Origin of the sequence: Intestinimonas massiliensis (ex Afouda et al. 2020) (assembly GCF_001244995.1) — a bacterium.
Taxonomy (GTDB): domain Bacteria; phylum Bacillota; class Clostridia; order Oscillospirales; family Oscillospiraceae; genus Intestinimonas; species Intestinimonas massiliensis.
In genome coordinates this window covers 420,415-433,739 of sequence record NZ_LN869528.1, presented here as the reverse complement: position 1 = coordinate 433,739, position 13,325 = coordinate 420,415, and the positions used below count along the sequence as shown (strand labels likewise).

The 13,325-nt window shown below is 64.2% G+C and carries 13 protein-coding genes and 1 CRISPR repeat array; of the genes, 9 read left to right on the top strand and 4 right to left on the bottom strand.

The annotated features are described in order from the left end of the window. Positions 1-3: 3 nt before the first annotated feature. The 5 genes from BN2154_RS02280 to aroE are packed head-to-tail and all read left to right on the top strand — an operon-like array spanning position 4 to position 3,969. Positions 4-981, top strand: coding sequence for a chorismate synthase (locus BN2154_RS02280; protein ID WP_050617248.1), 978 nt, complete (start codon positions 4-6; stop codon positions 979-981). 9 nt (positions 982-990) lie between these two features. Next, positions 991-2,145, top strand: coding sequence for a bifunctional chorismate mutase/prephenate dehydratase (locus BN2154_RS02275; protein WP_050617247.1), 1,155 nt, complete (start codon positions 991-993; stop codon positions 2,143-2,145). Between the two features lies 1 nt (position 2,146). After that, positions 2,147-2,641: a shikimate kinase gene (locus BN2154_RS02270; protein ID WP_050617246.1), complete on the top strand. Its 495-nt coding sequence runs from the start codon at positions 2,147-2,149 to the stop codon at positions 2,639-2,641. Continuing rightward, the gene (gene aroQ / locus BN2154_RS02265) at positions 2,638-3,090 is read left to right on the top strand and encodes a type II 3-dehydroquinate dehydratase (RefSeq protein ID WP_050617245.1); all 453 of its coding nucleotides are present in this window, start codon (positions 2,638-2,640) and stop codon (positions 3,088-3,090) included. Before BN2154_RS02270 ends, aroQ begins: the two co-directional genes overlap by 4 nt. Before the next feature lie 18 nt (positions 3,091-3,108). After that, entirely contained in the window at positions 3,109-3,969 is an 861-nt protein-coding gene (gene aroE / locus BN2154_RS02260; RefSeq protein WP_154666620.1) for a shikimate dehydrogenase, read from the top strand. Between the two features lie 46 nt (positions 3,970-4,015). Here the strand turns inward: aroE and spoIIID are convergent, their stop codons facing one another. The 3 genes from spoIIID to lysA form a co-directional block, all read right to left on the bottom strand. Further along, positions 4,016-4,264 (bottom strand): sporulation transcriptional regulator SpoIIID, encoded by a 249-nt coding sequence (gene spoIIID / locus BN2154_RS02255; protein WP_050617243.1) that lies wholly within the window; start codon positions 4,262-4,264, stop codon positions 4,016-4,018. 114 nt (positions 4,265-4,378) lie between these two features. Next, positions 4,379-4,552, bottom strand: a complete 174-nt coding sequence (locus tag BN2154_RS15635; RefSeq protein ID WP_154666619.1) for a hypothetical protein — start codon at positions 4,550-4,552, stop codon at positions 4,379-4,381. Further along, positions 4,549-5,844, bottom strand: a complete 1,296-nt coding sequence (lysA, locus tag BN2154_RS02250; protein WP_050617242.1) for a diaminopimelate decarboxylase — start codon at positions 5,842-5,844, stop codon at positions 4,549-4,551. The genes BN2154_RS15635 and lysA overlap by 4 nt, the downstream gene beginning before the upstream one ends. Positions 5,845-6,000: 156 nt before the next feature. Here lysA and BN2154_RS02245 point away from each other — a divergent pair, with 156 nt between their 5' ends. From BN2154_RS02245 to BN2154_RS02230, 4 genes are read left to right on the top strand one after another with little or no spacing between them, the layout of a single operon-like run. Next, positions 6,001-6,648 carry a TetR/AcrR family transcriptional regulator gene (locus BN2154_RS02245; protein ID WP_050617241.1) on the top strand — a complete coding sequence of 216 codons (648 nt, stop codon included), beginning with the start codon at positions 6,001-6,003 and terminating at the stop codon, positions 6,646-6,648. After that, positions 6,645-7,940, top strand: coding sequence for a TolC family protein (locus BN2154_RS02240; RefSeq protein WP_050617240.1), 1,296 nt, complete (start codon positions 6,645-6,647; stop codon positions 7,938-7,940). The genes BN2154_RS02245 and BN2154_RS02240 overlap by 4 nt, the downstream gene beginning before the upstream one ends. A gap of 19 nt (positions 7,941-7,959) precedes the next feature. Further along, positions 7,960-9,135, top strand: a complete 1,176-nt coding sequence (locus tag BN2154_RS02235; protein ID WP_050617239.1) for an efflux RND transporter periplasmic adaptor subunit — start codon at positions 7,960-7,962, stop codon at positions 9,133-9,135. Positions 9,136-9,141: 6 nt separating this feature from the next. Next, the gene (locus BN2154_RS02230; RefSeq protein WP_050617238.1) at positions 9,142-12,228 is read left to right on the top strand and encodes an efflux RND transporter permease subunit; all 3,087 of its coding nucleotides are present in this window, start codon (positions 9,142-9,144) and stop codon (positions 12,226-12,228) included. Positions 12,229-12,280: 52 nt separating this feature from the next. Continuing rightward, positions 12,281-12,852: a CRISPR direct-repeat array (repeat unit 33 nt; unit sequence ATTTCAATCCACGCACCCCGCGAGGGGTGCGAC). Positions 12,853-13,027: 175 nt separating this feature from the next. On the opposite strand, the gene cas2 is transcribed toward BN2154_RS02230, so the two are convergent. Beyond that, on the bottom strand, positions 13,028-13,318 hold the full coding sequence (cas2, locus tag BN2154_RS02225; RefSeq protein ID WP_050617237.1) for a CRISPR-associated endonuclease Cas2: 291 nt from the start codon (positions 13,316-13,318) through the stop codon (positions 13,028-13,030). Positions 13,319-13,325 lie beyond the last annotated feature (7 nt).

The following is a 13,325-nucleotide window of genomic DNA, read 5'->3' as shown; positions in this document are numbered from 1 at the left end:
ACTATGCGACACATCATCTTCGGAGAGTCCCACGGCCCCGCCATCGGCGTCACCCTGGAGGGGGCGCCCTCCGGCGTGGCGTTGGACTGGGACTTCATCCGGGCCGAGATGGCCCGCCGGGCTCCGGGCGGGAGCGCCATGTCCACCGCCCGGAAGGAGGCCGACGAGGTCCAGATCCTCTCCGGCGTCTTTGAGGGAAAGACCACCGGCACCCCCCTGTGTGCCGTCATCTCAAACACCGACACCCGCAGCGGGGACTACGCCCAGCTCAAGGCGCTGCCCCGGCCGGGCCACGCCGACTACAGCGGCGGCGTCCGCTACGGCGGCCACAACGACTACCGGGGCGGCGGCCACTTCTCCGGCCGGCTCACCGCCCCCCTGGTGTTCGCCGGGGCGGTGGCTAAGCTGATCCTGCGGGAGTGGGGGGTGGCGGTCGCCGCCGCCGTCTCCAACGTGGCGGGCATTCCCGACCCCACCCCGGAGCAGATGGAGCAGGCCGTCCTGGCCGCCAAGGCCGACGGGGACTCGGTGGGGGGGTGCATCCGCTGTACCGTCACCGGCCTGCCCGCCGGGCTGGGGAGCCCCGACTTCGGGTGTAACGTGGAGGGCCTGTTCGCCCAATACCTGTATGCCGTCCCCGCCGTCAAGGCGGTGGCCTTCGGCGCAGGCTTCGGCTTCGCCGCCCTCCGGGGCAGCCAGGCCAACGATCCCTTCTATATGGAGGGAGAGACCGTCCGGACCCGGACCAACCGCTCCGGCGGGGTCAATGGCGGCATCACCAACGGGATGCCGGTGGAGTTCGAGGTCTGTATCCGGCCCACTCCCTCCATTTCTCTGGAGCAGGACACCGTGGACCTAGAGCGGGGCTGTGACGCCAGGCTGTCTATCCACGGCCGGCACGACCCCTGCATCGTGCCCCGGGCGGTGGTGGTCATCGAGGCGGCCGCCGCCCTGGCGAGCTGCGCACTGCTGGACCTGTGAGGTGACGGTATGACGGAACTGGAAGCGTACCGCAGAGAGATCGACGCCATCGACGGAGAGTTGACCCGCCTGTTTCTCCGCCGGATGGAGGTGACGGGCCGGGTGGGGGCCTATAAGCAGGCCCACGGCCTCCCGGTGCTGGACGCCGCCCGGGAGAAGGACGTACTGGCCCGGAAGGCGGCGCTGGCCGAGGGACAAGCGGCCAAGGCCGACGTCACCGCCCTGTACGAGACCATCCTGGGCCTCTCCCGGCGGCAGCAGCGTAAGCTGGTGACCGAGGCGGGGGACGAGGGCTACGCCCGTATCCGCGCCGCCCTGGCCGGGGCACGGCCGCCCCTGACACAGCCCAGGGTGCTCTATCAGGGGGTGCCCGGCGCCTACGCCGAGGAGGCCACCGCCCTCTTCTTCGGGGAGGAGCGCCCCCGGCAGGCGGCGGAGACCTGGGAGGAGGTCTTTCTGGCCCTCAGGGAGGGCCGGGCGGACTACGGCGTGGTGCCCATCGAGAACAGCTCCACCGGCTCCATCAGTCAGGTCTACGACCTGCTGGCCAAGTACGGCCACTATATCGTGGGGGAGCAGGTGGTCAAGGTGGAGCACTGCCTGCTGGCCCCCAAAGGGGCCACCCTGGACACCGTCCGGGAGGTCTACTCCCACGAGCAGGGCCTGCGTCAGTGCGCGGATTTTCTGAAGGCCCACCCGGCCTGGAAGGGCATCGCACGGCTCAACACCGCCGAGGCGGGCAGGTACGTGGCCGGCAGCGGCGACGTGACGAAGGCCGCCATCTGCTCCCGGCGGGCGGCCGCCCTCTACGGCCTGGAGATCCTGGCCGAGCACATCAGCCTCAGCGAGAGCAACTACACCCGCTTTGTGGTGGTCTCGCCGGTGATGGAGCGCCGGTCGGGCAGCGACAAGGTCAGCGCCCTGTTTGTCCTGCCCCACCGCAGCGGTGCGCTCCACGAGATCATGACCCTCTTCGCCGTCAACGGTCTGAACATGATGAAGCTGGAGTCCCGCCCCATTGTGGGCCGGAGCTGGGAGTACCTGTTCTTTGTGGATTTCACCGGCGACCTGGCCGATCCGGCCATGGATGGGGTGCTCCGGGAGCTTTCCCAGACCGCTGAGAGCCTCCGGGTCCTGGGCAACTACCGGACGTGCGGAGGCTGATATGAAAAACATCATACTCATTGGCATGATGGGCTGCGGCAAGACCACCTGCGGCCGCCTGCTGGCCCGGCGCCTGGGGCGGGAGCTGGTGGATACCGACGCCCTCATCGTGGAGCGGGAGGGCCGCTCCATCCCGGACATCTTTGCCCAGAGCGGGGAGGACTATTTCCGCGCCCGGGAGGTGGAGGCGGCGGGGGAGCTGGCCCGGCGGGAGGGACTGATCGTCGCCTGCGGCGGAGGACTGCCCCTGCGCCCTGCCGCCATGGACCCTCTGCGGGAGACGGGGACGGTGATCTTCCTGGCCCGGGACCCGGGGGAGACCTATGACGCCGAATCCATGGCGGGCCGGCCCCTGGCCCAGGACGGCCGGGCGGCTTTTCTGGCGCGCTTTCGCCAGCGGGAGCCGGTGTACCGGGCGGCCGCCCATCACACCGTCACCAACTTTTCCGACCCGGAGACCACGGTGCAAACGATTTTGGAGGTGCTGGACATATGAAATTCCTCATCATCAATGGGCCCAACCTGAACCTGCTGGGCCAGCGTGAGCCGGGGATCTACGGCCGGGAGAACTACGAGTCCTTGTGCCGGCGGCTCAAGGACTTCGCTGCCGCCCACGGCGCCGCCGCCGACTGCTTCCAGTCCAACCACGAGGGCGCCATCATCGACGCCATCCACGCCGCCCAGGGGGTCTACGACGCCATCGTCATGAACCCCGGCGCCTTTACCCACTATAGCTACGCCCTTCTGGACGCCCTCAAGGCGGTGCGGGTGCCCTGCGTCGAGGTCCACATCTCCAATGTCCACCAGCGGGAGGAATTCCGCCACACCTCGGTGACCGCCCCCGCCTGTGTGGGGCAGATCTGCGGCTTGGGCCTCTACGGCTATGAGGCGGCGATGTCCTACTTTCTCTTGCAAGAGAAGGCAGGCAAAGAGAACGTTGACTGACGGGATGTGGACGAAGGCATGCAGGTAGAATTGAAGAATACCACCAAGAAGCTCTGCGTCATCGGGGACCCGGTGCTCCACTCCAAATCCCCTCTGATCCAGAACACCATGATCCGGGCGCTGGGACTGGACTATGTTTATTTATGTCAACCGGTGAAGGCGGGGCGGGCGGCGGCCTGGCTGGATGCTGCCCGGGAGGCGGGGTACGCCGGATTCAATGCCACCATGCCCCATAAGCTGGACCTCGTGCCCCGCATGGACGAACTGGACCAGGACGCGGCGCTGTACCAATCGGTGAATACGGTTTGTATAAGAAATGGTAAATTATACGGATGCAACACGGACGGACGGGGCTTTATCCGGGCTTTGGCCGACGCAGGCGTGGACCCGGCGGGCCGGCGGGTCCTGCTGTTGGGCTCCGGCGGCGCGGCCAAGGCCGTGGCTTTGAAGCTGGTTCAGCAGGGGGCGGCCTCGGTGACGGTGTGCAACCGGACTGCGGCCAAGGCAGAAGAATTATGTCAACATGCCCCGGCTGTGATGAAGGCGGCAGGCTTCGACCAGGCCACTCTGCGGCGGGAGGCGGCCCGGGCCGAGCTGCTGGTCAACTGCACCAGCCTGGGCATGGCCGGGACCGGCGGGCAGTTTGAGGACCTGAGCTTTCTGAAGGAGTTGCCCCCGGCGGCGGCGGTGTGCGACCTCATCTACCACCCGGCGGAGACCGAGCTGCTGTGCCGGGCCCGGGAGGCGGGGCATCCCGCCCTCAACGGTCTGGGCATGCTGATCTATCAGGCGGTATACGCGCTGGAGCACTTCGCGGACGTGGCGCTGGACGCCGGAGCCATGCGGGCCCTGGTGGAGCAGGCCCTCAAGGAGCTGTAAGCGGAACGGGAAACGCCCGGACGGACTGGGGTCCGCCCGGGCGTTTTTAGTTGCCTTTGTACTTCTTGCGGGTGGCGATGCCGCCGCGGATGTGCCGCTCGGCCTTGTTTTCATCCAGGACGCTTTTGACCTGGTGGTACAGAGACTGGTTAAAGGCGGGCAAACGCTCGGAAAGGTCCTTGTGTACGGTGGACTTGCTGATGCCGAACTTGTGGGCCGCCGCGCGCACCGTCGCCTTGTTCTCGATTATGTAAAGGGCCAACTGGCAGGCCCGCTCCTCGATGTTCCCTTTCACGCTGACAACACTCCCCGCATCTGAATCTCACTGTCGGATGTATATGCGCGCGGGGGCATTGTTATGAAGAGAGAATCTGGAAAGGCGGCAGGACGGATTGAAACGTGATTCGGATCAACAAACGCGCGCCGCAGAGTCAAAATCTCTGGGCGCGCGTTTGTTTTGCACGTATTTTCGGACCGAACGGCCCAGGTCTCCGCCCTCCAGCGGCAGGTTTTGCCGGGCCTGCACCCCGCTGGCCGGGTCGAGCACCAGCCCGTCCTGAATCAGTGTGCGTCCCGCGCTCATTGCAGAGACTCCGGAATGACGGCGGTGGCCAGCAGATCGGCGTAGCTCTGCCGCCGGACGATGAGCTCGCTGCGGCCCTCCTTTACCAGCACTACGGCGGGGATGGGGCTGGAATTGTAGTTGCTGGCCATGGAAAAGCCGTAGGCCCCGGTGGAGAAGACCGCCAGCAGGTCGCCGGGCCGGGCCGGGGGGATGCGGGCGTCCCGGATGAGGATGTCGCCGGACTCACAGCACTTGCCGCAGATGGTGGCCGTGTCGGTGGAGGCCTCCTCCGCCCGGTTGGCCAGCAGCCCCCGGTACACCGCGCCGTAGAGGGAGGGGCGGATATTGTCGGTCATGCCGCCGTCTACCGACACATACTTACGTACGCCCCGGATGTCCTTGATGGAGCCCACGGTGTAGAGGCTCAGACCGGCCTCCGCCACGATGCTGCGGCCGGGTTCTATCACCACGGCGGGACGGGTCATGCCCTCGTCCTGGCAGAATGCCTCCAGCCGGGCCATGAGGGGGTCCAGAAAATAGGCGTAGGGGGGGCGCGCCTCGTCGGTGTAGGTGACGCCGAAGCCGCCGCCCAGGTTCAGCTCGGCCACCGTGTGTCCGAACCGGCGGCGGACCTCCCGCACCAGGCCCAGCACCACCTCCAGGGCGGCCAGATAGGGGGCGTTGTCAAAGAGCTGGGAGCCCACATGGAAGTGGAAGCCCAGGAAGTTGACCCACTTGGAGTCCAGGGCTGCACGGACGGCGGGATACAGCACGTCGTCATCCAGCGGGATGCCGAACTTGGAGTCCTTCCGGCCGGTGACGATATAGTCGTGGGAGTCGGCCTGGATGCCGGGGGTGACCCGATAGAGAACATTCATCTTTTTGCCCCGTGCGGCGCAGATCTCCTCCAGCAGGGGCAGCTCCTGCAGACCGTCCAGGATGACCCGCCCGATGCCGTAGTCTACCGCCAGCTCCAGCTCGGCGCGCAGCTTGTTGTTGCCGTTGAATTCGATGCGCTCGGCGGGGAAGCCCGCCTGGATGGCGGTGTACAGCTCACCGCCGGAGACCACGTCGATGCACAGGCCCTCCCGCTGGACCAGGCGAAGCATGGCGGGGGTGCAGAACGCCTTGCAGGCATAGGCCGCCCGGGTGTTGGGCCAGACCGTCAGAAAGCAGCGGCGCAGCTCGGAGCAGCGGCGGACGATCTCGCTTTCGGAAAACACGTAGAGAGGGGTGCCGTATTGGCGGGCCAGCTCCACCGTAGAGCAGCCGTCGAAATAGAGGGTGTTGTCTCGGACCTCGTTGAGCATGGTGATGCGCCTCCGCTTTGGTTTTCTCCCAGTTTAACAAGTTTTCCGCCCGAAATCAACCGCTGTGCCGGTCGGAGCAAAAAGAACAAAAAATAGTTGACAGGAGAGGGCGGTCTCTCTATAATTATGACAGCTTGTCACATGGGGAGGAATTGCATGCCGACCGGGACTTTTTTCCGTCTGCCGGAGGAGAAGCAAAGGCGCCTGATGGAGGCCGCCTGGGAGGAATTTGTCCGCACCAGCTATACGGAGGTATCCATCAACAAGATCATCCAGATCGCCGGCATCCCTCGGGGGAGCTTTTATCAGTATTTTGAGGGCAAGGAGGACCTGTTTTTCTACCTGCTGGACGATGTGCACCGCCACTTCATCCAGGTTTTCTGCAAGCTGCTGGACCGGGCGGGGGGCGATCTGTTCCAGATGCACCTGCTGGCGTATGACGATCTGGTGCAGTGGGGGGACAACCAGGACCCGTCCATGTACCGCTGCATCCAGTTTATGCGCGCCAATCCCGGGATGGATTTTTTGCAGACGATGTCCAAGGAGCCGGAGTTTTTGCCGGAGGAGCTCTATCAAAAGATTGATGTCAGGCGGTTCCGGAAAAAGGACCGGATGTTTGTGGAGTCCGTCTTTTCCCTGACCGTCATGTCGCTGGTCTCGGCCGTGGTGGAGGCCCTTACACATCCGGGCGAGACGGAGCGGCAGCGCAGGAGGCTGGAGGAACGCATTAAGATCCTGGAGTACGGCAGCCTGGACAGCCGGCCAGAGGCCGCACGAACCCAACAAGGAGGAATACAAGCATGAATCGAAGAGCCATCGCGCTGCTGCTGGCAGTGGCCATGACGATCTCCCTCTGCGTTCTGTCCGCCTTCGCAGCGGGGCAGACGGAGGACGGGACAGCGGTCCCGGCGGAGGAGGCCTCCGCCGTACAGGCGCCGGAGGAGACCGGGGAGGCGGAAGCGGCCCTGCCGACGGCTCCGGCCCAGCCGGACCCGGTGGGCGTCCTGTCCTTTGAGAACCTGGAGGGCCGCCTGCGGGAAAACAACTACAACCTGCTGGCCCTGGAGGAGAACATTGCCTCCATCGAGGTGCTCGACTACGACAAAATGTACGACAGCCTGAAAAAGCAGCTCAACGAGATCGCCGATTACCAGTGGATGCTCATCCAGTTCGGCCAGGGAAACTCCTATTCCTCCGCCATGCTGGCGCAGAACTACAGCGCCGTGCGGGACACCTTTGACGCCATCAAGGATGGCGAGCTGCAGCAGGACAACGCCGACATCGTCCGCCAGCTCCGGGCGGCGGAGAACCAGGTGGTCATGGCGGCGGAGTCCCTGTACGTGGCGCTGCTGGAGATGGACCTGACCGACGCCTCCCTGGGCCGCAGTCTGGACACGCTGGAGCGCTCCATTCAGGAGATGGAGCTGCGCTATGACCTGGGACAGATCTCCGCCCTGACCCTGCAGCAGGTGACGGCCGGCCGCACCTCGCTGGTCAGCGGCCGCCAGACCCTGGCCATGAACCGGACCAACTACACCATGCAGCTGGAGCTGATGGTGGGCGCCGAGCTGACGGGAGAGATGAAGCTGGGCGAGCTGCCGGAGGTGAGCGACGAGGCGCTGGCGGCCATGGACCTGGAGACCGACCTGGCCGAGGCCAAGGCGGCCAGCTACAGTCTGTATGCCGCGGAGCTGACCCTGCAGGACGCTGAGGAGGACTACAAGGACGCCGCCAAGAAATACCACTACGACACCAGCCGCTACCAACTGGCTTCCGCGCTGCATACCTGCCAGGCCGCCCAGTATACATACAGCGCCACGGTGCAGAACTTTGAGATGGCCTTCCGGACCCTGTACTTCCAGGTGAAGGATTACCAGCAGGTCCTGGCGGCTGCCTGGACGGCCCTGTCCTGCGAGCGGGACACCTATGCCTCCATGGAGCTCAAATATCAGCAGGGCAGCATCTCCCACAACGCCCTGCTGGATGCCGCCGACAAGGTGAGCGCCGCCGAGGAGACGGTGGAACAGGCCCGGCTGGACCTGTTCTCCGCGTACAATACCTACCGCTGGGCTGTGGAGCACGGCATCCTGAACTGACAAGGAGGACCTACATCGTATGAAAAGCCATCGTATTCCGGCACTGCTGCTCTGCGGCGCGCTGCTGGTTTCCCTCAGCGCCTGCGGCGGGGGAGGCGCGCAAAACAGCCCGGCCGAAAGTGAGCCCCCCGCCGGCACCGCCGTCCAGGTGGAGACCGTAAACGCCAACACCATCTCCACGGAGAACAAGGTCTCCGGCAAGGTGGAGTCCGACACGGACGCGTCGGTCTTTGTAGCCACCGCGGCCAAGTGCACTGCGGTCTATGTGGAGGTGGGCGACACCGTCCGGGCGGGGCAGGCCATCTGCACCCTGGATCTGGCCAGTACCCTGTCCTCCTACCAGGCGGCCAGCATCAGCTATGATTCCACCGTGAAGAGCTATCAGGACCAGGCCGCCCTGTTTGAAAAGCAGATTGCCCTGTACGAGAAGAACCTCAGCGATCTGAGGGCCCTTCAGGAGATCGGCGCCGCCTCCCAGGCGGAGATCGACGGGGCGGAGCTGACCCTGCTGTCCGCCCAGGTGACCCGGGACTCCACCCTGGCCCAGCTCGAGGCGGGAATCCAGAGCTCCAAGGCCAACGTGGAGCAGCTTGCCACCGCTCTGGAGAACGTGGACGGAAGCGGAAATGTCATCGCCCCCATTTCCGGCGTGCTGCTGTCCCTGTCGGCGGTGCAGGATGCCTTCGTCTCCAGCGCCACGCCGGTGGCCGTCATCGACGGGGTGGATCAGCTCAAGATCACCGTCACCGTCTCTGAGGCCCTGGTGCCCAAGTTGAAGATCGGGGACGCGGTGGACGTGACCGTCAGCTCCGTGGGCGCCGCCTTTACCGGCGCCATCCGCTCCGTGGACAAGGCCGCCAGTCTTCAGACCAAGCTGTATACCGTGACGGTATCCATTCCCGCCGAGGTGGAGGGCCTGCTGTCAGGCATGTTTGCCGACGTGACCTTCCATACCGACACCTCTGCCGATACCATCGTGATTCCCACCCAGGCCATCCTGACCAGCGGCAGCACCCAGTATGTCTACGTGGTGGAGGGGGACACTGCCCGGTATGTGGAGGTGACCACCGGCCTGACCGGAAACGGTGTCACCGAGATCACCTCGGGCCTGGAGGCCGGGCAGCAGCTGGTCACCGTTGGGCAGGCCTACCTCTCCGACGGAGCCCTGGTCCGGATCGTAACCGGGGAGGGCTGATGCCGGATGACCATCTCAAAATTTTGCATCAAGCATAAGGTGACCACCCTTCTGGCGGTCATCCTGATCCTGGTCTTCGGCGTGGTCTTTACCACCCAGCTCCAGATGTCCCTGTTGCCCAATATGTCCTACCCGGCGGCCTATGTCTATTGCTACTACAACGGCGCCGGCCCCAGCGACATGGAGGAGCTGGTTACCCGCCCCCTGGAATCGGCCATCATGTCGGTCTCCGGCGTGGATGAGGTCCAGTCCAGCTCCGCCGACAGCGTCACCACCGTGCAGATCCTCTATGTGGACGGCACCGACGTGGATATCGCCGCCGCCAAGCTGCGGGAGCAGTTCGACGCCCTCTCCCTGCCGGACGGCTGCTCCGACCCGGTCATCATCAACCTGAACATCAGCGATATGATGCCCGCCGCCATGGTGGCCCTGATGGGCGACGACCTGTCTGAGCTGCAGGCTCTGGCGGAGGACACCGTGGGGCCGGCCCTGGAGCGCATCGGAGGTGTGGCCGCCGTGGACATCTTTGGCGGCGTGGGCCAGCAGGTCGCCGTACAGCTCGACCCCACCCGGGCGGCGGGCTACGGCCTGTCCAATGCCTATGTCTGTAATTTCCTGGCTGCGGAAAATCTGCTCTACCCCGGCGGCGACATGCAAAACGGCTCCAAGACCCTGACGGTCTCCACCGACGCCAAGTTCCAGACGGTGGACGACGTGGCCAATATGCTCCTGGCCCTGCCCGCCGGCGGTACCATCCGCCTGTCCGAGGTGGCGGACGTGGCGCTGGAGACTACCGATCCGGACACCATCGCCAAGGTAGATGGCACGGCCTGCGTACTCCTTCAGGTGACCAAGCAATCCGGCGCCAACGAGGTCACGACCGCCAACGCCGTAGAGGCCAAAATGGCCGAACTTCAGGCCAAGGCCCCCTCCATCCGCTATACCCTACCCTATCTGGCCACCGACTACATCAACATGGCAGTGGAATCCGCCATCCAGAATATCGTTTTGGGCGTGGTGCTGGCCGCTATCGTGGTGTTCCTCTTCCTGCGACGGCCGGACGCTACCATGACCATCGCCATCTCCATGCCCGTGTGTATCCTGTCGGTCTTCGTGCTCATGAACGTGTTTGACCTGACCTTGAACATGATGAGTCTGGGCGGCATCGCCATGGGCGTGGGCATGATCGTGGACAACTCCATCGTGGTGCTGGAGAACGTCTACCGCTACGCCGGAGAGGGCCATGACCGGATGACCTCCTGCGTGGAGGGGACCCGGGAGGTCATGCTCTCCCTGACGGCTTCTACCCTGACCACCGTGGCCGTGTTCCTGCCCCTGGGTCTCACCGGCGGCCTGGCGGGTATGATCTTCAAGGATTTCTGCTTTACCATCGCCTTCCTGATCCTGGCCTCTCTGGCCATTGCCGTGACCCTGGTGCCGCTGCTGTGCTACTTCCTGCTGGACGAGGAGAAGGTCCGGCGGCAGAGGCTGCGCCGGGAAGCCCGGGACGCCAAGCGGGCGGGCCGGCCGTCCCTGGTGCAGCGGGCCCGGAAGGCCTATACCGGGGTGCTGCGGTTCTTCGTGCGGCATTTGGGCCTGGGCATGGCGGCCTCCATCGCCCTGGTGGCGGTGTTCGTGGGCGCCTGCCTGTCCACCAACATGGTCCTCATGCCCGAGATGGATCAGGGCCAGGTCACCATCCAGGTCAGTACGCCCGTCGGCTCCGAGCTGGAGGAGACCGCCGCCATCGCCGACCGGGTGGTGGCCGTGGCCCAGGACCACTGTCCGGAGCTGAACGACCTGTATTATCAGACCCAGGCGGAGTCGGCCACCATCATGCTCAATCTGGTGGATAAGACCGAGCGGACCCGCAGCAGCGCCCAGGTGGCGGCGGACCTGCGGGAGTATCTCCGGGATATCGCCGGGTGTGAGATTACCACCAGCGCCTCCGACATGACGGCCATGATGGGCAGCAGCAGCGACATCAGTGTGGCGGTTACCGGTGAGGATTATCAGGTCCTCAGCCAGATTGGTGAGGACCTGGCTGCGCGCATCGCCTCGCTGGAGGACGCCATTGACGTGTCCAGCTCGGTGTCCGAGCAGGTGCCTCAGGTTGCGGTGACCGTGAACCGCCAGGCGGCCGCCCAATACGGCCTGACCGCCGCCGCCATCGGCGCGGCGGTGCGCGCCGAGCTCACCGGCACCACTGCTACCACTGTTACCATCGACCATAAGGAGCTGGACGTGGTAGTCCGGGGCGACGGCGTGGCCGCCCGGAGTCTGGACGCGCTGCGCTCCATGCCGGTGGCCTCCGCCTACGGAGGCTATGTACCGCTGTCCTCCGTGGCCGAGGTGAACGTGGAGCTGGCGCCCCAGAGCATTACCAGGGTCAATCAGTCCCGCCAGATCACCGTCACCGGCGACACCATCAGCGGCAATACTACCGCCATGACCAAGCAGATCAAGGAGATTCTAGCCGAGTATCCGATGCCGGAGGGCTACACCGCCGAGAGCGGTGGCAGCTACGCCGACATGATGGACAGCTTCAGCGACCTGCTGCTGGCTCTACTGGTGGCCCTGGGCCTGGTGTATTTCATTTTGGCCTCCCAGTTTGAGTCCTTTCTCATGCCGGTCATCGTCATGATGATCCTGCCGGTGGCCTTTGCGGGAGCCCTGTTTGCCCTGCCGCTCACCGGACGGGACCTGTCGATGATTTCCCTGGTGGCGCTCATTATGCTGGCCGGCACCGTGGTCAACGCCTCCATCATCCTGGTGGACTACATCCAAACCCGGCGGGCCCGGGGCGAGAGCCGCGAGGAAGCCATCCTCAACGCCTGTCCCCTGCGGATTCGTCCTGTGATGATGACGACACTCACCACCATCCTGGCCGTGGTTCCCATGGCTCTGGGTATGAGCGGCGCGGCTGAGATGATGGCGGATATGGGTGTCACTATGATCAGCGGCATGGTGGTTTCGACCGTTATCACCCTGCTGTTTACCCCGGTGTATTATTCAGTCATTGACAATATCAGCCATATATTCCACCGCAGAAAGCGGGAGAGCGAGACCTCCACCCCGGTTGCGGCGGAGTAAGCGGAGTAAAAGGTGGGAAGCGGGACAGCCTGTGGCCGTCCCGCTTCCCGCTGCTCTAGCCCACGCACCCCGCGAGGGGTGCGACTCCTGCCACTCCTGGGTAATCTCCTGCTTCTGCGATTTCAATCCACGCACCCCGCGAGGGGTGCGACTACAATATCGCCAAGAAGCAACTTGGCAATGCAGGATTTCGATCCACGCACCCCGCGAGGGGTGCGACTAGGAGGCGAGACAAATGATTTGTCCATATAACCATTTCAATCCACGCACCCCGCGAGGGGTGCGACGGCAGCTTGAGGCGGAGCTGGCCGCCGAGCGCCAATTTCAATCCACGCACCCCGCGAGGGGTGCGACATGCTTACCGGGGGTGATATGATTGGGCCAGGAGATTTCAATCCACGCACCCCGCGAGGGGTGCGACGGCAACACACAGTGCATCCTCATTAAGTACGTCGGATTTCAATCCACGCACCCCGCGAGGGGTGCGACAGAGCTGCGCGGCTCCCCCCTGGTCCACGACATTATTTCAATCCACGCACCCCGCGAGGGGTGCGACTTGCGCTCTTCACTGTGGGCATAAAGGATGCATTTATTTCAATCCACGCACCCCGCGAGGGGTGCGACAGCAAAACTGCATAAAAACTTCTTAAAATTTTTTATAAATTTCCTAAAAGAAGAAAAATACCGAGGGTCAAACTCCATAAGAACCCATGCAAATAGGATTGGATGACACGAGAAATGGCACCGGTCTGGTGCGAACTATGCCGTTTTTTTCAACCCACCGGCCCCTCGCACCGGATCAGATCATCAGGACGCCTTCGGGTTCGTAGCTCTGCTTGGCGCCGAAGTGCTCGATCCTGGTTTGATACTTGTTGCCCAGATAATAAAAGCGCAGACTGCCCTTTTCAGAGTCCATAAGTGCCAGCAGCTTGGCCTGTAGCAGCCGGCACTGGGCCCCATCCAGGAGGCATTCAAAGACCGAGTTTTGCACCCTTTGGCCGTAGTTGACGCACTGCCTGGCGATCTGCCGCAGCCGCCTGCGCCCGGCGGCATCCCCGGTGTTGACGTCATAGGTGATGACTACCAGCAAAAGGACC